At 38.6% G+C, this 20493-nt stretch carries 18 protein-coding genes; 11 read left to right on the top strand and 7 right to left on the bottom strand.

The window, feature by feature from the left end:
* Positions 1-37 precede the first annotated feature (37 nt).
* The 11 genes from flxA to N0B48_RS20985 all read left to right on the top strand — a co-directional run bounded on the left by flxA (position 38) and on the right by N0B48_RS20985 (position 15574).
* Positions 38-1561 (top strand): flexirubin biosynthesis tyrosine ammonia-lyase FlxA, encoded by a 1524-nt coding sequence (flxA, locus tag N0B48_RS21035; RefSeq protein WP_259841281.1) that lies wholly within the window; start codon positions 38-40, stop codon positions 1559-1561.
* A gap of 3 nt (positions 1562-1564) precedes the next feature.
* Positions 1565-2671: a WG repeat-containing protein gene (locus N0B48_RS21030; RefSeq protein WP_259841279.1), complete on the top strand. Its 1107-nt coding sequence runs from the start codon at positions 1565-1567 to the stop codon at positions 2669-2671.
* An 18-nt stretch (positions 2672-2689) separates the two neighbouring features.
* Positions 2690-3421, top strand: coding sequence for a flexirubin biosynthesis SDR family reductase FlxB (gene flxB, locus N0B48_RS21025; protein WP_259841277.1), 732 nt, complete (start codon positions 2690-2692; stop codon positions 3419-3421).
* A gap of 73 nt (positions 3422-3494) precedes the next feature.
* Positions 3495-4715 carry a beta-ketoacyl-[acyl-carrier-protein] synthase family protein gene (locus N0B48_RS21020; protein ID WP_259841275.1) on the top strand — a complete coding sequence of 407 codons (1221 nt, stop codon included), beginning with the start codon at positions 3495-3497 and terminating at the stop codon, positions 4713-4715.
* Between the two features lie 4 nt (positions 4716-4719).
* Positions 4720-4974, top strand: coding sequence for an acyl carrier protein (locus N0B48_RS21015; RefSeq protein ID WP_034727052.1), 255 nt, complete (start codon positions 4720-4722; stop codon positions 4972-4974).
* Positions 4975-5098: 124 nt separating this feature from the next.
* Complete coding sequence (locus N0B48_RS21010; RefSeq protein WP_259841272.1) at positions 5099-5983, top strand: lysophospholipid acyltransferase family protein; 885 nt, start codon at positions 5099-5101, stop codon at positions 5981-5983.
* A gap of 156 nt (positions 5984-6139) precedes the next feature.
* On the top strand, positions 6140-7675 hold the full coding sequence (locus N0B48_RS21005) for a phytoene desaturase family protein (protein WP_259841270.1): 1536 nt from the start codon (positions 6140-6142) through the stop codon (positions 7673-7675).
* Positions 7662-9344, top strand: coding sequence for a C45 family autoproteolytic acyltransferase/hydrolase (locus tag N0B48_RS21000; RefSeq protein ID WP_259841268.1), 1683 nt, complete (start codon positions 7662-7664; stop codon positions 9342-9344). Before N0B48_RS21005 ends, N0B48_RS21000 begins: the two co-directional genes overlap by 14 nt.
* On the top strand, positions 9341-9706 hold the full coding sequence (locus N0B48_RS20995; protein ID WP_259841266.1) for a DUF1648 domain-containing protein: 366 nt from the start codon (positions 9341-9343) through the stop codon (positions 9704-9706). Before N0B48_RS21000 ends, N0B48_RS20995 begins: the two co-directional genes overlap by 4 nt.
* Positions 9707-9890: 184 nt before the next feature.
* Complete coding sequence (locus N0B48_RS20990) at positions 9891-12563, top strand: T9SS-dependent M36 family metallopeptidase (RefSeq protein ID WP_259841265.1); 2673 nt, start codon at positions 9891-9893, stop codon at positions 12561-12563.
* Between the two features lie 362 nt (positions 12564-12925).
* A complete protein-coding gene (locus tag N0B48_RS20985; protein WP_259841263.1) occupies positions 12926-15574 on the top strand; it encodes a T9SS-dependent M36 family metallopeptidase in 2649 nt (882 codons plus the stop codon).
* A gap of 241 nt (positions 15575-15815) precedes the next feature.
* Here N0B48_RS20985 and N0B48_RS20980 read toward each other — a convergent pair whose 3' ends face one another.
* Genes N0B48_RS20980 through N0B48_RS20950 form a run of 7 tightly spaced genes read right to left on the bottom strand, consistent with a single transcriptional unit; the run spans position 15816 to position 20436 of the window.
* On the bottom strand, positions 15816-16988 hold the full coding sequence (locus N0B48_RS20980) for a DUF2062 domain-containing protein (RefSeq protein ID WP_259841261.1): 1173 nt from the start codon (positions 16986-16988) through the stop codon (positions 15816-15818).
* 4 nt (positions 16989-16992) lie between these two features.
* The gene (locus tag N0B48_RS20975) at positions 16993-17469 is read right to left on the bottom strand and encodes a hypothetical protein (protein ID WP_259841259.1); all 477 of its coding nucleotides are present in this window, start codon (positions 17467-17469) and stop codon (positions 16993-16995) included.
* A gap of 4 nt (positions 17470-17473) precedes the next feature.
* A complete protein-coding gene (locus N0B48_RS20970; protein ID WP_259841257.1) occupies positions 17474-17845 on the bottom strand; it encodes an ApeI family dehydratase in 372 nt (123 codons plus the stop codon).
* A gap of 4 nt (positions 17846-17849) precedes the next feature.
* Positions 17850-18452, bottom strand: a complete 603-nt coding sequence (locus N0B48_RS20965) for an outer membrane beta-barrel protein (RefSeq protein WP_051891224.1) — start codon at positions 18450-18452, stop codon at positions 17850-17852.
* A gap of 1 nt (position 18453) precedes the next feature.
* Positions 18454-19095, bottom strand: coding sequence for a flexirubin biosynthesis protein LolB2 (lolB2, locus tag N0B48_RS20960; RefSeq protein WP_259841254.1), 642 nt, complete (start codon positions 19093-19095; stop codon positions 18454-18456).
* Complete coding sequence (gene lolA2, locus N0B48_RS20955) at positions 19061-19687, bottom strand: flexirubin biosynthesis/transport protein LolA2 (RefSeq protein WP_259841252.1); 627 nt, start codon at positions 19685-19687, stop codon at positions 19061-19063. Before lolA2 ends, lolB2 begins: the two co-directional genes overlap by 35 nt.
* Positions 19688-19689: 2 nt before the next feature.
* Entirely contained in the window at positions 19690-20436 is a 747-nt protein-coding gene (locus tag N0B48_RS20950) for a polysaccharide deacetylase family protein (RefSeq protein ID WP_259841250.1), read from the bottom strand.
* Positions 20437-20493: the final 57 nt, after the last annotated feature.

Genomic DNA, 20493 nt, shown 5'->3' with positions numbered 1-20493 from the left:
AATATTTTACAAAATTATCAACTATTACTTTTAATTGATGAAAATAAATAACTTTTTAGAACTGAAGGATTTTCAAAAAATTATCATTGAGAACGAAAAAATTGAACTGGACGAAACACTTTTGAATAGAGTGGAAACGAGTTTTCAGTTTTTAAAGGAATTTTCGCGGAACAAAGTAATATATGGTGTGAATACCGGGTTTGGGCCTATGGCTCAGTTCAAAATCAGCGATGAAGATACCCATCAGCTTCAGTATAACCTGATCAGGAGTCATTCTTCAGGGATCGGAAATCCGTTGCCTGCTCAGGAAGTAAAAGCCTGTATGCTGGCAAGACTTAATACCCTTTCACTTGGGAATTCCGGCGTTCACCAGTCTGTGGTTCATTTACTTAAAGAATTGATCAACAGAGATATTACACCTTTGATCTTTGAACACGGAGGAGTAGGAGCAAGTGGGGATTTGGTACAGCTTGCCCATCTTGCTTTGGTACTGATAGGAGAAGGGGAAGTTTTTTATAATGGTGAAAGAAAAGCGACAAAAGATGTTTTTGAAGCGGAAGGATTAGAGCCTATCAAAGTAGAGATTCGTGAAGGACTTGCTTTGATGAACGGAACTTCTGTGATGTCCGGGATAGGAATCGTTAATGCCTATAAAGCGAACCAGTTAACTGATATTTCAATCAGGCTTTCATGTGCGATCAATGAAATCGTTCAGGCGTATGACGACCACCTTTCGGAAGCTTTGAACGGGACGAAAAAACATTACGGTCAGCAGAAAGTAGCAGAAAGAATGCGTACTCATCTGGCAGACAGTAAACTGATCAGAAAAAGAGAAGACCATCTTTATACCCATTTTGAAGAGCAGGAAAAAGTGTTTAAGGAAAAAGTTCAGGAATACTATTCATTAAGATGTGTTCCGCAGATCTTAGGCCCTGTTTTAGATACTTTGGAATATACTGAGAATGTTCTTGAAAACGAGATCAATTCAGCGAATGACAACCCGATTATCAATGTTGCAGACAAGCATGTTTATCACGGAGGAAATTTCCACGGAGATTATATTTCATTGGAAATGGACAAGCTGAAAATCGTAGTTACCAAGCTGACGATGCTGGCAGAAAGGCAGTTGAACTACCTTTTAAATGCAAAGATCAACGAAATTTTGCCTCCTTTTGTAAATTTAGGTAAATTAGGGTTTAATTTCGGGATGCAAGGGGTGCAGTTTACAGCAACATCTACTACGGCGGAAAGCCAGATGTTATCCAATTCTATGTATGTACACAGTATACCTAATAATAATGATAATCAGGATATTGTAAGCATGGGAACCAATGCAGCAGTGATTTGTAGAAAAGTGATCGAGAATGCATTTGAAGTATTGGCGATTGAAGCGATTACCATCATTCAGGCTGTTGAATACCTTGGATTCCAGGATAAAGTTTCGTCTTCTACCAAAGAACTGTACGACGAAATAAGAAAGATTATTCCTGCATTTTCAGACGATATGGTAATGTATCCATATTTGGAAAACGTAAAGCAGTATCTTAAAAATATAAAGTAAGACATGAAAAAGGCACTGATTTTTTCTCTGTTAGCAATAGGACAAATACTTTTTGCCCAGGAATTAGCTTTGGTGAAGGAAAAATCAACAATAGGATACATCGATAGATCCGGGAAGTATATTATCTATCCGACTTTCGATGCGGCAAAAAGCTTCTCAGATGGCTTAGCTGCTGTGAAGATAAAGCAACTTTGGGGATTCATCGGAAAAGACGGTAAAATGGTTATTGAACCTTCTTTCACCAATATAAGAGAATTCCATGATGGAATCTGCATCGTTGAAAAAGACGGAGCATGGATGTACATCAATAAAAAAGGGGAGAAACTGACGATGCCTTCCTCAGAAAAGCTGTATGATTTTAATGAAGGGTTAGCTTTTTTTAAAATTAATAATAAAATAGGAGCATTCAATACAGCAGGAAAAGTGGTCATCCGTGAAGAATATGACGTGATTAAACCTTTTCAAAACGGTTTTGCAAAAGCCTCAAAAAACAGTAAGTGGGGAATCATCAATACAAAAGGTGAAATTATTGTTCCTTTTGAATATGACGACGTTGGAGAATATTCAAACGGAATTACATGGGCACAAAAAGATAAATCTTTTGGAATTATCGATGGAAAAGACTTTAAAGTATTAGATGGAGTAGATAAAATCTGGGATTTTGATAATCAAACGATTACTTATGCCAAGAAAAACGGCAAAATCGGTTTCGTAGATAAAACGGGAACATGGATTATTGAACCTCAGTTTGAGAAGGCGAGAAGCTTTAGTCAAAACTTAGCTCCGGTTTGTCTGAAAAATAAATGGGGCTATATTGATCCCACAGGAAACTTTGTGATAGAGCCACAGTACAGTGATGCAGAAGTTTTCAGCAGTGACAATCTTGCTCCGGTAAGAGGAAAAGGTTGGGGATTTATTGACAAGACAGGAAAAATAGTTATTCCAATGGGGTACGAAATCTCTGCAAGTTTTGGCTTCGGAGAAAAAAATAAAGGATTTAATCAGGGTGTTTCAAGAGTGAAAAAAGGAGGAAAATGGGGATTCATCGATACATCCGGAAATCTGCTTGGCGATAAATGGTTCTTTAACGCAGAGCTTTTTCAAAATTAAAAAAACTAACACTAAGACATGAAATGTGCAATCGTAACAGGCGGATCCAGAGGAATTGGAAGGGCAATCTGTCTAAAACTGGCAGAAGAAAAAAACTACCATATTTTAATTAATTATACTTCAAACGATATGGCAGCAAAGGAAACTTTAGCTAAAGTACAGGAGTTGGGTGCTACAGGAGAGATCCTTAAATTTGACGTAGCCAATGCCGAAGAAAGCCTGAATGTTTTGACCCAATGGCAGGACAGCAATCCGGACGCCATCGTTGAGGTGATCGTAAATAACGCCGGCATCACAAGAGACGGATTATTCATGTGGATGCAGAGTGAAGACTGGAACAGTGTCATCAACACAAGTCTGAACGGTTTTTTTAACGTGACCAATTTCTTTATCCAGAAACTTTTGCGCAACAAATACGGAAGAATCATCAATATGGTTTCTGTTTCCGGAGTAAAAGGCACGGCAGGACAAACCAATTATTCTGCAGCAAAAGGAGCTTTGGTAGGCGCTACAAAAGCTTTGGCTCAGGAAGTGGCTAAAAGAAATATCACTGTAAATGCAGTAGCTCCTGGATTCATCAGAACAGATATGACCCAGGATTTCAATGAAGACGAACTTAAAGCGATGATTCCGGCTAACAGATTTGGAGAAGCGGAAGAAGTAGCGGATCTGGTTGCGTTTTTAGCGTCAAGAAAAGCATCATACATTACCGGTGAAATAGTGAACATCAACGGAGGAATTTACTCATAAATCAGGTAGCAGATCATAGGTAGCAGTGAAGAGCTGCAACCTAAAACCTGCAATCTAAAACCTTTAATTATAAATGGAAAATAGGGTTGTAATTACCGGAATGGGAATTTATTCTTGCATCGGGACCTCTTTGGAAGAAGTCAAAGAATCCCTATATCAAGGAAAATCCGGTATTGCTTTAGTACAGGAAAGAAAAGAATTCGGATTCAGGTCTGGCCTTACAGGCGTAGTGCCGAAACCGGACCTCAAAAATCTACTCAACAGACGCCAGCGTGTAAGCATGGGCGAGGAAAGTGAATATGCTTACCTTGCGACCAGCGATGCGCTTAAACAGGCAGGCATAGACCAGGATTTCATGGACAGCCATGAAGTAGGGATTTTATACGGAAACGACAGTGTTTCTCAGGCAGTTGTTGAGTCTATCGATATTGCAAGAGAAAAGAAAGATACAACATTGATGGGATCCGGAGCGATCTTTAAATCAATGAATTCTACGGTAACAATGAACCTTTCGACTATTTTTAAACTGAAAGGCATCAACCTTACCATTAGTGCAGCGTGTGCCAGCGGCTCGCATTCTTTGGGACTGGCGCATATGATGATCAGCAATGGTTTTCAGGATATGATTATCTGCGGCGGAGCTCAGGAAACGAACAAATATTCAATGGCAAGTTTTGACGGACTGGGTGTGTTTTCTGTGAGAGAAGACGAACCTACCAAAGCATCAAGACCTTTTGATTCCGGAAGAGACGGACTGATCCCAAGCGGAGGAGCAGCCAGTCTTGTGGTGGAAAGTTTAGAATCTGCACAGCGAAGAGGAGCAACTATTCTTGCAGAAATTGTAGGATATGGTTTCTCATCAAACGGTGGACATATTTCAACACCGAATGTTGATGGTCCTGCTTTAGCGATGCAAAGAGCTCTGAAACAGTCAGGATTAAAAGTTGAAGATATCGATTATATCAACGCTCATGCGACTTCCACACCTATTGGAGATGCCAATGAAGCCAAAGCCATTCACGAGATCTTCGGAAGCGAGATTCCGGTAAGTTCTACCAAGTCTATGACCGGTCATGAATGCTGGATGGCAGGGGCGAGTGAAGTGGTTTACTCCATTCTGATGATGCAGAATGATTTTGTTGCACCGAACATCAATCTGGAAAACCCTGACGATGAGGCGAAAAAGATAAATTTAATCTCAAAAACGAAAACTCAAAAAATTGACGTATTTTTGTCGAATTCTTTCGGATTTGGGGGAACCAACTCCGCATTAATAGTAAAAAAATTTGATTAAAAACATGGAAAGGGAAAAAATTGTTGACATCGTTAATGATTTCTTAGTAAACGAATTCGAGGTCGACGGCGATGAGATCAGTAATGACGCCAACCTGAAAAAGACGCTTGGACTGGACAGTCTGGACTATATCGATATGGTCGTAGTGATTGAATCTAATTTCGGAGTGAAATTAGGAGAGGCAGATTTTAAAAAAATGGTCACGTTTGATGATTTCTATACTACGATTGAGCAGAAGATTGCTGAAAAAAACGCATAACTATCGATCGAACTTTACTCTTTAACAATATACCAATGTAATAGTGTAACAGTGTACCAATGATGTATAGATGCAGCAATAGCATTGTTACATTGGTAGACTGTTACATTGATAAATTAGACTTATGAACAAGTGGAAAGGTAAATCTAAAGGAACCATACTGGGATATAAAATATTCGTCTGGTGTATTAGAAATATCGGGATCCGGAGTTCATATGTTGTGCTCTACTTTGTAGCTTCCTATTACTTTTTGTTTCTAAAAAAGAGCAACCGTTACATCTTTTATTATTTTCAGAAAAGACTTGATTATAGTTATTGGAAATCAAAAGCTTGTGTCTTTAAAAGTTATTTTACTTTTGGAAAGATTTTGATTGATAAAACAGCAATTTCTGCCGGTTTAAGGGAAAAATATACCTATGAATTTGATGGTGTAGAAAATCTTAAGAATCTTTTAGCTGAAAAGAAAGGCGGGGTTCTCATCAGTGCTCATATCGGGAATTTTGAAATTGCAGAACACTTCTTTGCCGATATCGATTTCGACTGTCAGATCAATCTGGTGACTACAGATCAGGAAGTGACGGTGATCAAAGAATATCTCGAAAGTGTCGCCGTAAAACAGAGCAATATCAAATTCATCTACGTCAAAGAGGATATGTCGCATATTTTTGAGATCAATCAGGCTTTGTCAAATAATGAACTGATCTGCTTTACCGGAGACCGATACTTTGAAGGTTCTAAATATCTTGAAGCCGATCTGCTGGGTAAAAGTGCTAAATTTCCGGCCGGTCCGTTCCTTATTGCTTCCCGTCTTGGTGTTCCCGTAGTGTATGTGTACGTAATGAAAGAAAAAAATCTTCATTACCACTTATATGCAAGGGTCGCGAAAAATATTAAAAACCGTGATTCTCAGGGGCTTCTCAATTCTTATGTTCAGAATCTGGAATCTATGATCAGAAAATATCCCCTTCAATGGTTCAATTATTTCGATTTTTGGGATGATATTGATTAATTTTTCTAATTTTATCCCTGAAAACTAATTAATAAACTCAAATCGTTAAATAAATTCGGGAATTGGATATCTGAACCTCTCATTTAGGTTTAAATATAATTTCTAAATCTCAGGATTTCTTAATTTTTGAAATAAAAACACACATCTTTTCTCCTTTTGAAAAAAGAATACGACATACTTGTAATCGGTAGCGGATTGGGAGGTCTTGTTTCGGCTCTAATTTTGGCGAAAGAAGGTCTGAAAGTCTGTGTCCTGGAAAAAAACAACCAGTATGGCGGAAATCTTCAAACCTTTTCACGAGATAAACTGATCTTTGATACCGGAGTTCATTACCTTGGAGGCCTTTCAAAAGGACAGAATCTTCACCGTTTCTTTTCCTATCTTGAGATTATGGATGATCTGGAACTCCACAAGATGAATGAAGATGGTTACGACAGGATTTCTTTTGGAGAAGAAAGCATAGAATATCCTCATGCGCAAGGCTATGAAAACTTTGTTGAACAGCTCACCGCACATTTCCCTAATGAAAAACAAAACCTGGAAAGCTATTGCGAAGAGATCCAGTATGTCTGTGCCCAGTTTCCGAGATATCAGGTCGTAGGGAAAGACAGCTATAATGAAGAGATCCTTCACCTCAATACCAAAAGATTCATAGAGTCTGTGACTCAGGATAAAAAACTACAGGCCGTATTGCTCGGGTCGAATTTTTTATACGGCGGTGATTCGGAGAATATACCGTTCTACGTTCATGCGCTTACGGTGAATTCCTATATTCAGAGTGCCTATAAATGTGTCAAAGGAGGAAGCCAGATCACTAAACTTCTGATTAAAAAACTTCGCCAGTATGGAGCAGAAGTTCATAAACACTCCGAAGTTTCAGAATTTGTCTTTAATGAAAATAATGTTCTGTCTTCCGTGAAAACGAAGGAAGGAAAGGAATATGCAGCGAAAAAATTCATTTCAAACATAGAAATCCGCTCTGCGATGAAACTAATGGGGGAAGACCGATTGAGAAAATCCTTTTCGAACAGAGTGATGAGCTGGGAACCTGTTTCTTCGTGCTTCAGTGTCTATCTGGTTTTAAAACCACAGTCTTTTCCGAATTTTAATTATAATATCTACCACTATTCATCAGAAGAAATGGTTTGGAATGCATTCCGATACCGCAAAGAAAGCTGGCCGGAAACTTATATGCTTTCCTCTACACAATCAAAGCATCATCCCGATTATGCAGAAAGCCTTACAGCGATCTCTTATATGGATTTTGATGAGGTGAAATCGTGGGAGAAAACCATCAATACTGTTGCAGAAGAACATGAAAGAGGATTAAAATATGAAGAGTTCAAGCTTGAAAAGGCAGAAAAAATGATCTCGGCATTAGAAAAGAAAATTCCAAACCTCAGACATTCCATAAAAAGCATCTATACTTCATCGCCACTGTCTTACAGGGACTATATCGGCAGTTTTGAAGGAAATATGTACGGATACATGAAAAATTCGGATAACCCGTTAAAAACAATGGTTTCGCCCCGCACAAAGACCGATAATCTGTTCCTCACCGGACAGTCTGTGAATATGCATGGAATTCTGGGAGTAACAATCGGTGCTTTCAATACCTGCGCGGAAATTCTCGGAAAAGAAACGATAGACGATCGTCTGAAACAAATGATCAACATTAATGAAAACAAATAACAGGCTCGCTGCAGCATTCCGGGGAATTCAGTTTTTCCTGATCTTTTCCCTGATGTCGTGTGGCGTTTCGAAATCGATTCATCATATTCCGGATATCAGCAAATATGCCTTGGAAACTCCGAAAGTCAATAAGATCAATGATTCTACGTTCAGTTTCAATCAGAATTATTTAACCAAAAATAAACAGCAGCTCTGGGAACTTTATATCAAAGGAAATCCTGTACAGCTGGGCTATAATAACGGAGCGCTGACTCAAAACCTGATGCAGCAGCAGGAAGAGATCTTCTTTTCCAAAGTGGAAGGTTTTGTTCCTTCAAAATTTAAACAGAAGCTTCTTCGGGGATTTCTGAAATGGTACAACAGAAAAATGTATCTGAATGTAAGGGAAGATTATCAGGCTGAATTGTACGGATTGGCGCAGTATTCCTCGGATAAATACAATTTTATTGCACCCAAATACCTTCGGAACTTATATCTTCATGGAGCTCACGATATTGGCCATGCCATGCAGGATCTGGCGATGGTAGGCTGTACTTCACTCGCAGTCTGGAACGAAAATACAGAAGACGGTCAGCTGCTGATCGGAAGAAACTTTGATTTCTATGTCGGAGACGATTTTGCTAAAAATAAACTGATTGAATTCGTGGAACCCGATACTGGAATTCCATACATGTCAGTAAGCTGGCCGGGAATGATAGGCGTCGTTTCAGGGATGAATAAAGAAGGAATTACGGTAACCATCAATGCCGGAAAATCTAAAATTCCCCTGACTGCCAAAACTCCAATTTCTCTCGTGACACGGGAAATTCTACAATATGCGAAAAATATTGACGAAGCCATTGCCATTGCAAAAAAAAGAAAAGTGTTCGTCTCCGAATCCATTCTGGTAGGAAGTGCTCATGATAAAAATGCGGTGATCATTGAAGTTTCACCCCAAAATTTTGGAGTCTACAAAGTTGAAAATACTAGCAAAGTTTTCTGTACCAACCATTTTCAGTCGGAAGCTTATAAAGACGATAAGAGAAATCAGAAACACATAGTAGAAAGCCATTCCGAATACCGTTACGAGAAACTTCAGGAACTTCTTGAGGAAAAGAAAAAACTCAATCCTGAAAAAATGGCGGCTATTTTACGTGATAAATCAGGTTTAAAAGACCAAAAGATCGGGTACGGAAATGAAAAAGCAATCAACCAGTTATTGGCTCACCATTCGGTTATATTTTCACCTGAAAAAAGACTGGTCTGGGTGTCTTCCAATCCTTATCAGCTGGGAGAATTTGTATGCTATGATCTCAATGAAATATTTTCAGGTAAAAAGGCAGCAGAAAGTTTACAGGCAAAAACAGCACTGAATATCGCCAGAGATCCTTTTGCAGATTCTCAGGAATTTGAGAATTATGAAATGTATAAAATGATGAGCGAAGAGGTGAGTGCTGCGACAAACAGTAAAGATATATTCTTGACAGATGACTTCATTCCCCATTATCTGTCTTTGAATCCTGATTTCTGGTTGGGTTATGACCAGGCAGGTCAATATTATTACAGTAAAAAAGAGTTTGCCAATGCTAAAACTGCGTTTGAAAAAGCCCTGACAAAAGAAATTACTACAGTTCCGGACCGCAAAAATGTGGAAAAATATCTCAAGAAGACTTTAAAAAAAATAAAATGATACCCAAACATATCAAACTGCTGTTCTGCATTCCTTTTATCATCATTATCGGCTACACAGCTTATCTGCTTACTAGATACAGCACTATTCCGGATGTGATCCCGATTCACGGATACGGAGGGAAGAATGACGGATTCGGGAGTAAACTGTTTCTTTTTGCACCTATCGTCTTAAATCTTATCATTTTGGGATTTATCTGGATGATCATCAGAAAACCGGATAAGATCAAATTTACTTTTGAAGTGAAAGAAGAGGATAAAGAAAAAACCTATTATCAGTATCAGCTGGTGTTAATCATTCTCGCCATATTCGTAACCCTGGTGATGAGTCCGCTATCTTTTTCGGGTGTTGTATTTAAATAGTGGTTCACTTAATAAAATTTAATTTCGATACGTGAGTTAATTGATATTTGCATCCAAAATGCGCTTTTTACTTAATATAAAATAATTTTTTTTGAGGTTAATGTGTAAATAATGTAACATTTTAATATTTTTACTACTAACTGGGGAAGTAATCAAATCAATATTTCGTTAAAAAGTAAATCATATGAAAAGAATTCGATTAAGTGCTAAGTTTTTATTGCTTTGTTCTTTTTTTGGTTTTGGCGCATTGTCTGCTCAAAAACACGAGCAGGTTATTAAAAACTACGTTAATTCTGAAAAAACATTTCAAAGAATAAATCCTGAGCTGAAAGCATTTACCATTGTGAATGTAGACCCTTCTAAAAGTTTGAACGGAGACATCGTAGGTATACAGCAGACTATTAATGGAGTTCCTGTCTTTGGAAGTTCAGCGAATGTTCTGATCAGAGAAGATAAAGTACTCAACTTTGCAGATACCTTTATTAAAACCTATCCTTCAGCTGTAAAAGGCAAGCAGAGTGCACAAAAAGATGCGCTGGTGGCAAAAGCTGCGGAACAATGGAACGGATTAGCTACGACCAAAAACAGTGAAGGAAAAGAAGAACCTATAAAAACCAAGCTTGTTTATTTCGCAAAGGGTGGAGAACTGATCCTTGGAAATCTGTTTAATGTAGAAGAGAAAGGAACTGGCAATCTTTGGAGCTTGGTAATCAGCACAGAAGATGGTTCGGTTTTATACCGTGAGAATCTTACTATTTCATGTAATTTCCATGATGGTGACCACGAGCATCTTCCTACCGAATTACATCAGTCAGAACTGAATAATCAGCCTTCTGTACTTCCTGCTTATATAAAGGCAGAAAATAATAGCCTTAACAAGAATTTTGTTCTGGCTCCGGACAACGCTTCTTATAATGTCCTGCCTTTCCCTGTAGAAGGACCTTCTTTTGGGGCAAGAGCATTGCTTAATAATCCATGGGATCTGACAGCTTCTCCTGAGGGATGGCATTCAGATGGAACCAATCACTATACCAATACCAGAGGAAATAATGCGTATGCATATACTGACGAAAACAATACCAATACGGTTCAGTTTTCTGCCGATGGCGGAGCAGCAAGAGCTTTTGATTTTCCGATGGATGTGACGCTTCCTCCACAGAATTACACGTCTGCGGCTGTGACCAATTTATTTTACGTTAATAATAAAATGCATGACGTTTTTTATAAATTAGGATTTACGGAGACGGCAAGAAACTTTCAAACCAATAATTTCGGGATAGGAGGGACAGGAAATGATGCTGTTTTAGCAGAAGGCAGAGATGGTGGGGCGTATAATAATGCAAATTTCCAGTCGCCGGCAGACGGATCTGCACCTAGAATGCAGATGTATCTGTTTGAGCCTACGCAGATGCAGAATCTTTTTTACAATTCACCATCAACTTATACAGGAAGAACACCGATCAGTAAGACGGCACAGTTTGGACCTGCACTTGAAGGAAATGCTCCCGTAACCGGAAATCTGGCACTTTCAGTACCTGCCGATGCATGTACAGCTGTAGCAGCGGGTAGCTTAACGGGTAAAATAGCGGTAGTAACTGCGGCGACTTGTGGTTTTGCAGTGAAGACCAAAAACCTGCAGAATGCCGGTGCTATAGGAGTTGTACAATATCATCCAAACAGTGACACCCCAATACCTTTAGGAGGTGTTGATGCTACAATTACAATTCCTACCATTATGATTGGAAAAACGGAAGGACAGTTTTTAACGGCTGAAATTACTGGTGGGGCAACGATTAACGCAACATTAAAATATGATAAATTAAATTATGTTTACAAAGACGGAAGCTTAGACAATGGGGTTATGGCACACGAATACGGACATGGGATTACCAACCGTATGACGGGTACCGGAAACAACTGTTTAAATTACGGTACTTCCAATGAGCAGATGGGAGAAGGTTGGTCTGATTTCTTTGCCTTAATGCTAACCAACAAACCGGGAGACAACGCTTCTGTTCCCAGAGGTATGGCTACTTTTACGGCCAGCCAGCCTACAGATGGACCTGGGATAAGACCGGCGAAATATTCACCTGATTTTGCAGTTAATAATTTTACCTATACAAGAACTAACGGTATGAAAATTAACGATAATGTGAGGCTAACTAACGGTACTGTAATTCCAGTCACCAGAGCAGATGTTCACAGTATCGGATTTGTATGGGCAACGATGCTTTGGGATCTTAACTGGAAATACGTAGAAAAATATGGGTACAACAGCAATGTACTGGCGGATCCGAACAGTGGAAGCGCAAGAGTGCTGCAATTGGTAGTTGATGCTCTTAAACTGCAGCAGTGTAACCCTAGTTTTATACAGGGAAGAGATGCTATTTTAGCTGCTGAACTGGCAAAGACGAATGGAGTTGATAAGTGTTTGATCTGGAAAGTGTTTGCTAAAAGAGGTTTAGGGGTCAATGCAGCATCAGGAGGACTGGTTGGAATATGGCAGAATTATAATCAGCCGGCTCCGGATTTGAACGACCAGGTTGAAAACTTCGATGTTCCTGCAGATTGTAATGCATTGGCAGTGAATGAAGCTGCTGCTAATACCAAAGGAATATCCATCTATCCGAATCCGGTGAAAACTGAATTTACAATCAAAACACCTTCAGGAATGGATCTTTCAGGAATCACTACAGTTTCAATTTATGATTTTACCGGGAAACTGGTTTCTTCAGAAAAAATCAATCTTAATAAGCAGACTACAGTGAATGCAAGTCAATTACTGAACGGAGCTTATATGGTGACGATCAAGGGTAACACCATTGATTACAGCCAGAAAATTATTGTTTCAAAATAAAAGTAGAATAATAACAACATAGAGAGGAAAGTCCTGGAGCACAGCTTCAGGGCTTTTTTGTTATGAATACTGATTTTCTTTATATGGACTGAGGTTAATTATTTTAAGATTTAATCCAGTCACCCCGGAATCCCATGCGGATTTAGTAAACAATTGTTTAATTTTCATATTGTCAAGAGGTTTTCTCACGGTCAATTCACCAAATAAAGGTTAATAATAAAAACATATTTTATGTATTTTGGTAAATTAATTTAATTATTCTATGTTATTTCTGTTTTTATTTGTTGATTATTTAATTTTATGTCGATTTAGCTGTGTTTTTTTATGAAATGAATTTACATTACCCATCATAAAAAGACATTATGAAAAGAAATCAACTAAGTGTTAGAATTTTACTGCTTTGTTCTTTATTCGGTTTTGGCTTGTCAAATGCTCAAAACTATGAACAGGTTATAAAAGACTACATTCATTCTGAAAAGACATTTCAGAAAGTAAATCCTGAACTGAAGACATTTACCGTTGTCAATGTAGACCCTTCAAAAAGTTTAAACGGCGACGTTGTAGGAATACAGCAGACCATCAATGGGATTCCTATTTTTGGAAGTTCAGCTAATGTTCTGATAAGAGAGGGGAAAGTCTTAAACCTGGCAGATACTTTTATCAAAATGTACCCCTCCCGTGTGAAAGGTAATCAGAATGCCGGAAAAGATGCGCTGGTAACAGAAGCAGTCCAAAAAATCAAAGGGTATCCTACTACCCGCAACAGTGAAGGAAAAGAAGAACCTTTAAAAACTCAGCTGATTTATTTTGCAAAAGACGGAGAACTAATCCTTGGCTACAGGTTTGATGTAAAAGAAAAAGAAACAGGTAATATGTGGAATGTAATCATCAGTACAGATGATGGTGGCATTTTATACACAGAGAAATTGACTCTTTCATGTAGCTTTCATGATGGTGCTTATAAACATCATGATGAAATGTCTCATTCAACTGCCAATATCCACCCTGTCCCTGGTCCTGTACAGATAAATTCGGGGATTGGTAAGTTAACCAATAACCTTGTCCTGGTTCCTGATAATGCCTCTTACAATGTATTGCCCTTTCCTGTAGAGGCTCCTACTTTTGGAAGCAGAGCATTGCTTAACAATCCATGGGATACTACTGCTTCTCCGGAAGGGTGGCATTTCGACGGAACGAGCAGCTATACCAATACGAGAGGAAACAATGTTTATGCTTATACAGATGAAAATAATACCAATACACCCCAGTTTTCTCCGGACGGCGGCTCAGTAAGAGCTTTTGACTTTCCAATGGATATCAGCCTGCCTGCACATAACTACAAATCTGCATCAGTCACTAATCTATTCTACGTCAATAATAAAGTGCATGATGTATTTTATAAGCTTGGATTTGCAGAAACAGCCAGAAATTTTCAGGCCAATAATTTTGGAAAAGGCGGTGCTCAGGGTGATGCCGTTTTAGCAGAGGCCTGGGATGGAGGAGGATATAATAATGCCAACTTCTATTCTCCTGCTGACGGCTCTCCGCCAACGATGCAAATGTATCTGTGGGAACCTGACAATATGCAGAACCTATTCTATAACTCTCCTTCTGTTTATACATCAAGAACTTTCAGAAGCAGAACTGCCATTTTCGGTCCAAAGCTTGAAACAATACCGCCGGTGACCGCCAATCTGGCTCTTACGACACCTGTAGACGGCTGTACTGCAATTAACGAAGATCTTGCGGGAAAGATAGCCTTAATACAGCGGGGAGGAGTGTGTGGATTTCCAGCTAAAGTAAAAAATGCCCAGCTGAAAGGAGCTGTAGGAGTTGTAATATATAATGCCCCGGCATCGGTGGGCTTTGGTGTAATGGGAGGAAGTGATTCATCCATAACAATTCCGTCTGTTCTCATTGAAAATCCGGAAGGGTCTTTTATAGCAGGTGAAATTGCGGGTGGAGCAGTTATCAATTCAACTTTAAAATATGATAAACTCAATTACGTTTACAAAGACGGAAGCCTGGATAACGGTATTGTAATCCATGAGTATGGCCATGGGATCAGCAACCGTCTGACGGGTACAGGCAGCAGCTGTTTGTCAGGAACTACCTCAAATGAGCAGATGGGAGAAGGGTGGTCGGACTTTTTTGCTTTAATGCTGACCAACAGACCTGGAGACAATGCTTCCGTGCCCAGAGGAGTAGGAACATTTGCCACCGAGCAGCCAATCAACGGAGTGGGAATAAGACCGGCTAAGTATTCACCTGATTTTGCAGTTAATAATTATACTTACGGAAGAACAAACGGAATGAAGATTACAGGCAGCTTTTTGGGGATAACTGTAGTGCAGCCTCATGTTCATAGTATCGGATTTGTCTGGGCTACAATGCTTTGGGATCTTCACTGGAAATATGCAGAAAAATATGGATACAACAGCGACGTCATGGCCGATCCAAACAGCGGAAGCGCTAGAGTGTTGCAGCTGGTTGTGGATGCCCTTAAACTTCAGCAATGCAATCCTAATTTCAAGCAGGGTAGAGATGCTATCTTAGCAGCAGATCTGGCAAGAACCGGGGGACAGGATAAATGTATGATCTGGAAAGTTTTTGCTAAAAGGGGACTTGGTGTTAATGCTGCGCCAGGAGGACTTAACGGACTTATTTTGGGGACTGGACAAGATCTCGATGACCAGGTGGAAGATTTTACAATTCCTGCGGAATGTAACACATTAGCAGTGAATGAAGCTTCTTCCAGCACAAAAGGAATATCCATTTATCCAAATCCTGTGAAGACAGAATTTACAATCAAAACACCTTCAGGAATGAATCTGTCAGGAATTACTACCGTATCAATTTATGATTTTGCAGGGAAACTTATTGCTACAGAAAGAATTAATCTTAACAAACAGACGACAATACATGTTAACAATCTGCTGAACGGAACCTATATCGTCAAAATCACTGGTGCTGCCATTGATTATAGCCAGAAAATTATTGTGTCAAAATAAGAGTAATAGCAATCTAAAGAGGAAAGTCCTGGAGCCGAGCTTCAGGGCTTTTTTGTTTTAGGATTTGTTTCCGAGTTTTAGATGAGGTTTGAGAGTCAGAGTGTTTTAGGGTTTGAGAGTTTCGAGATGTGGGTCTTCTAATACCTGAAATCTCTTATTTACCCCAAAATTCACTTCTCACTTGCGAAGCAAAATTCACCATTGACTATCTAATGTCCGTAATCTGAAATCTAAAATCTCCCTACTTATTCTCCGGATTCAGTTTATTCAGGAAAAAAAATGTTGCAATGCCAGAGAGCGCGGACATAGACGTGGCCAGAATAGCACTTCCGATCACATATTGAAGCAGGTTATTTTTGATCAGTTCAAAATTGAGCTCACCACTTAAAATATTACTGTCGCCGTGTACGAAAGGCGAGCCCAAAAACAGGGAAGCCGCAATGACAAAAGGAATAAATGGCGGAAGACTTACGTTGGATGCCACAAAAGCCAAAACTTTATTCAACTTAAAAAGAACAGACAGCGAGATCACAAGAAGCGTATGGAATCCCCAGAACGGAGAAAACCCTATAAATACGCCCAGCGCAATAGAAAATGCTTTCGTACGGTTGCTGCCATCACTTTCAAGGACATCTTCCTTTATGAATCTTTTAAAGCTTTTTTTTTTGAAATTATTCACGAAATTTCGGGGAATAATGTACAGAAGCGTGATCGTCACCAAAATAGTATTCAGAATGCTGATCCGCGTAAAATCTTTGAACGGTCTGAAATGAGAAACCCTTTCTGCAGGGTCATATAAAACCTTGATCGGAACATTTTTTACAGGAACGTGCCTCCAGGCAGTCCTTACAATAATTTCGATCTCAAATTCAAATTTTGGAGTGAAATATTTCTTAGGAATTTTTAATAACGGATATAACCTGTAGCCGGATTGCGTGTCTTCCAGCTTGATTCCGGTCTCAAACCAGAACCAGAAATTGGAAAACCTGTTTCCAAAGCTGCTTTTTTTCGGAATTCCGTCCTGAGACATATTTCGGTTTCCAATCAGAAGAACATCGTGTTTCTCATGAATTAAAGCCTCTACAAATACAGGAATATCATCCGGATAATGCTGTCCGTCGGAATCGATGGTGATGGTGTAATGATAACCCAGCTCTTTGGCCTTCCTGAAGCCAATTTTCAATCCGTTTCCTTTGCCTTTGTTCTCAGGCAGGGAAATAACTGTTATTTGGGAATAATCTGCTAAGATGTGTGCAGTAGAATCAGTAGAACCGTCACTGACCGCAATAATGTCGTCGGTGTAGTCCAGAACACCGTCTATCACTCTTTTCAGAGTTTTTTCATTGTTGTAAGTAGGTATTAAAATGCAGATCTTTTTCTCAATCATTGCATTTTGTACTTCTTGAAGGGTCATTGTTTTATTTTATAGTGGCTCTTTCTGCCTCTGAAAAGGATCTGGACTGCATCGCAAACTTCTTCACATAGCTTTTCATGGCTGCGTTCTGCTTGCCGTAGTTACTGATCAGAAATGCCTTATCATCTTTGATACTGCCTCTGTAACCTACTATTTTGGGAATATTTTCCTGAACGCTCAGTCTGATCAGTCGCAGTTCTATATTATTCGGGTTACTTTTGATAATGCTTTCAAGACTTGTTGCGCCTGTTTTTACAAGTGCTTTTCTGTTCTTTTTAGCAATCTTCGCTTCCATAATCTGTGCAGCAGCTTTATAGCCTGTGGTTACGGCATCAGAACCGGATTGTTTTTCTGCAAGATTGATGAATGCTTCCGTATTTTCATTAGACTGATTGGCCTTTGCATAGCTGTTTCTTAAAGACTCAAGATCAGTCTGGAAGAAAAAGATAAAAGCAGTTATGAGGGATAAGAAAAGTTTCATGTGATTATTTTTTATAGCTTACAGACATTTTTAATGCAATAGTCTCGCCAAAAGAAGTGATATTTTTTACTTTAACATCTTCTTCATTTTCAGTAATATCCAGCTGAAGTTTCAGATCCGGCGTCTCAAAAGGATTGATAATGGCCATGAATTTTACATTCGAGGCTGTTTTTAAAAATAATTTTGAACCGGTGAATTCTTCTGTCAGCTCTTTTACAATCTGCATCATACAAACTCCCGGAGTCACGGGATTACCCGGAAAATGACCTTTAAAAATATCATGATCTTTATTCAGATGAATGTTTGCAGTGAAACTTCCATGGTCTCCCTTTTCATAGGATTCTAAAGTATAAAAGTCTGTAAGAATAGTCTGCATAAAATTATTTTTTCATGTTAAAGGTATAATAAACTCCCGTTTGGAAGGTCACATTCGTTTGATCGCTCTTGATGTGTACAAAACCTTTTTTAATTCGGGCTTCTACCCCAAAGTTTTTCGTAATGTCATATCCTGCTCCAAAAAGCAGTCCTAAATCCGCATCGGTAGGGGATTCAATATTTTTATGATCAGTAAGAAGTTCTAAAGTAGGTCCGAAATGAATATTAAATTTATCAAAATAAAATTTATTCACTACTGCCGCTCCCACATAAGAAACACTTACGGTCTTTGAAGCTACAGCCGGGTTCTGGCTTTCGTATTTCGCTCCCTGACGCGTATAGTAAACTTCCGGTTGAAGAGCATAGAATTTAGCAAATCGGATATTCGCCTGAAAACCGATATAAAAATCAATTTTCGATTTTATATCATATGTATTGCTTCCATTATAATAATAGTTTTGGCTATCCACATAGTACCAGTAGTCGTGCGCAGGACCGTCAGAAAAATGGGCAATATTGGCCCCCACTCTGATTCCGGGATTGAAAGTGACCTGTGCAAAAGACAGACTTGAAATGAATAGGACAGCTGATAGTAGAAATTTGTTCATGTTAATTCTGTTCGGTTTCAGTTATTTGAAATAGTTTTATATTGATCTTAAAGTCCTTATGTTGCAGGTTTAAGCTATCCGCGAAGATATGTTTTTTTGCTGCAAAACTGAAATCGATTTTCTCCTTATTGTTTTTCGTGTAAATGATGTTTTTCAACAGCCCGTCTTTCTTATTGAAAAAGAGATAGTAAGCCCTTTTGTCGGCTTTTGACAGATAGATTTTAGAATGATCGTTTTCAAAAGATTCATTCACCGGAAATTTCCTTTTTAACAGCTCCCGGAAATCGTTCTTTAAAAAATTAATGACAATTTTTTTATCAAGATCCGGTAGAACGTAATTCAATTTAAAATCATTCTCGGAAATCTCGAAATCAATTAATTTATTTCCAAAATCTGAAGTCATGGCCACACGGTGAGTCGTTTCATTCAGTTTTTTGATAATCAGAATTCCGCTTACGTGATTTTTATAAATATCCATCTGGCATTTATACACATAATCTTCACCGGTAGAAAAATATAAATTTTCAACCGTTTTCTCAGAACGCTGAACCGGTTTTGCATCTGTCAGTTGGTAACTTTTACAGGAAACAAACAACAGGAAAACCAGACTATAAACTAAACTCTGAAGCTGCAATCGCTGCATTGATTTTGGTGTTTTTGAATACAATATTCGTCGTGTCTCCGGAAGCTTCCGTCATATTGACCTGTGAAACCGTAGACTGATTTTTTGGAAAATGAAGTTCAATCTGTTTGATGTATTTCAAAAGCTGGGCAGATTTTGGAGTGAATTTGGCCACATTGAAATTTCCGTTTTTATAATAAGACACGGTAAATTCAGGATCGCTGAACATTTTTCCGTTTGAACTTCCTACGATCAGCTTATTGATCTTCTCAAAGGTCTTACTCTTCGCATCTACAGACGATTTTTTCCCCTGATCATTGATGAAAATTTTACCTTCTTTAAAAACAATGCTATACTGATAGGGTTTTGTATACTTCCAGCTCAGCATATTCGGTGATTTCAAAGACATTTTCCCGTAGGTAACGATGCTTTTATCCAGAAAATCCATCTTTTTGGTTTGGGTAAAATCGCTCTGAAGTGTTTTGATCTCCTGGGTTTCAGAAGACACTTTCGTTACAAATGCTTTAGCTTCTGCAACTGACATAGCGGTCATTTGAGCAGAAAGGAAGCCTGAAAAGAATATAAATGCTCCTAAAACAATATTTTTAATCATTTTTATTTGATTTTGTTAATTGAATCGACTGTAAACGTCGAATATTTTTTATCCTTCAAAAATAACAATAAATCGACCAATACCTTGTATGTCTTTTCAGAGGTATCGTGAAGAAGGATAATACTTCCTTTCTTCAGGCCTTTGGTTACTTTTTTATAGATTTTCTTTTCATTTTCTGTAACCGTATCCAGTGAGCGGACATTCCAGCCGATGCTTTTTTTATGAGTTCTTTTGATGGCCTTGGCGATGCTCGGATTGGTAACCCCGAAAGGAGGTCGGTACAAATTGGTTTTAATGTTGCCCGTTTTTAAGATGATTTTGTCACATTTTTCAATCTCCTCGGTCATTTTTGAGGCTGACAGAAAACCGGTATTTTTTGAATGCGAAAGGGTATGATTTCCGATGGTATGACCTTCTGCAATAATCCGCTGAAAGGTTTCCGGGTATTTCTCGATCTGTTTTCCGATACAGAAAAAAGTGGCTTTTACCTGATGTTCCTGAAGCAGATCTAAAAATTGGGGGGTAAATTCAGTCGGTCCGTCATCGAAAGTCAGAGCGACTTCATTGATTTTCGTTCGTTTATGGGTAATACTGTTCACAAAATATCCCAGCGTAATATCAAATGATCCCCAGACCACTACGAAAGAAAAAGCCAGAAAACCAGCCAGATAAACCCAAATACTTCCGTGAAACGCATAAATAAATACGTTGCAGAAAAGATAAAATAGAATAAATGGATAATGTTTCATCTTCCGGTATTTTGAGTTGTACTTATTTTGATCTGTGCATTCGAAAAACCCACAAAT

It is taken from the genome of Chryseobacterium herbae (genome assembly GCF_025154075.1).
GTDB classification, from domain to species: domain Bacteria; phylum Bacteroidota; class Bacteroidia; order Flavobacteriales; family Weeksellaceae; genus Chryseobacterium; species Chryseobacterium herbae.
The sequence above is the reverse complement of the archived record's forward strand: the minus strand, read 5'-3'. Positions and strand labels throughout refer to the sequence as shown.

Bases quoted from the DNA above. Each gene is read 5' to 3' on its own strand.
- N0B48_RS21030 (WP_259841279.1), top strand. From the start codon at position 1,565: ATGAAAAAGGCACTGATTTTTTCTCTGTTAGCAATAGGACAAATACTT.
- flxB (WP_259841277.1), top strand. From the start codon at position 2,690: ATGAAATGTGCAATCGTAACAGGCGGATCCAGAGGAATTGGAAGGGCA.
- N0B48_RS20965 (WP_051891224.1), bottom strand. From the start codon at position 18,452: ATGAACAAATTTCTACTATCAGCTGTCCTATTCATTTCAAGTCTGTCT.
- lolB2 (WP_259841254.1), bottom strand. From the start codon at position 19,095: ATGCAGCGATTGCAGCTTCAGAGTTTAGTTTATAGTCTGGTTTTCCTG.
- flxA (WP_259841281.1), top strand. From the start codon at position 38: ATGAAAATAAATAACTTTTTAGAACTGAAGGATTTTCAAAAAATTATC.
- N0B48_RS20950 (WP_259841250.1), bottom strand. From the start codon at position 20,436: ATGAAACATTATCCATTTATTCTATTTTATCTTTTCTGCAACGTATTT.
- N0B48_RS21020 (WP_259841275.1), top strand. From the start codon at position 3,495: ATGGAAAATAGGGTTGTAATTACCGGAATGGGAATTTATTCTTGCATC.
- N0B48_RS20995 (WP_259841266.1), top strand. From the start codon at position 9,341: ATGATACCCAAACATATCAAACTGCTGTTCTGCATTCCTTTTATCATC.
- N0B48_RS21000 (WP_259841268.1), top strand. From the start codon at position 7,662: ATGAAAACAAATAACAGGCTCGCTGCAGCATTCCGGGGAATTCAGTTT.
- lolA2 (WP_259841252.1), bottom strand. From the start codon at position 19,687: ATGATTAAAAATATTGTTTTAGGAGCATTTATATTCTTTTCAGGCTTC.
- N0B48_RS20970 (WP_259841257.1), bottom strand. From the start codon at position 17,845: ATGCAGACTATTCTTACAGACTTTTATACTTTAGAATCCTATGAAAAG.
- N0B48_RS21015 (WP_034727052.1), top strand. From the start codon at position 4,720: ATGGAAAGGGAAAAAATTGTTGACATCGTTAATGATTTCTTAGTAAAC.
- N0B48_RS20990 (WP_259841265.1), top strand. From the start codon at position 9,891: ATGAAAAGAATTCGATTAAGTGCTAAGTTTTTATTGCTTTGTTCTTTT.
- N0B48_RS20980 (WP_259841261.1), bottom strand. From the start codon at position 16,988: ATGACCCTTCAAGAAGTACAAAATGCAATGATTGAGAAAAAGATCTGC.
- N0B48_RS20985 (WP_259841263.1), top strand. From the start codon at position 12,926: ATGAAAAGAAATCAACTAAGTGTTAGAATTTTACTGCTTTGTTCTTTA.
- N0B48_RS21010 (WP_259841272.1), top strand. From the start codon at position 5,099: ATGAACAAGTGGAAAGGTAAATCTAAAGGAACCATACTGGGATATAAA.
- N0B48_RS20975 (WP_259841259.1), bottom strand. From the start codon at position 17,469: ATGAAACTTTTCTTATCCCTCATAACTGCTTTTATCTTTTTCTTCCAG.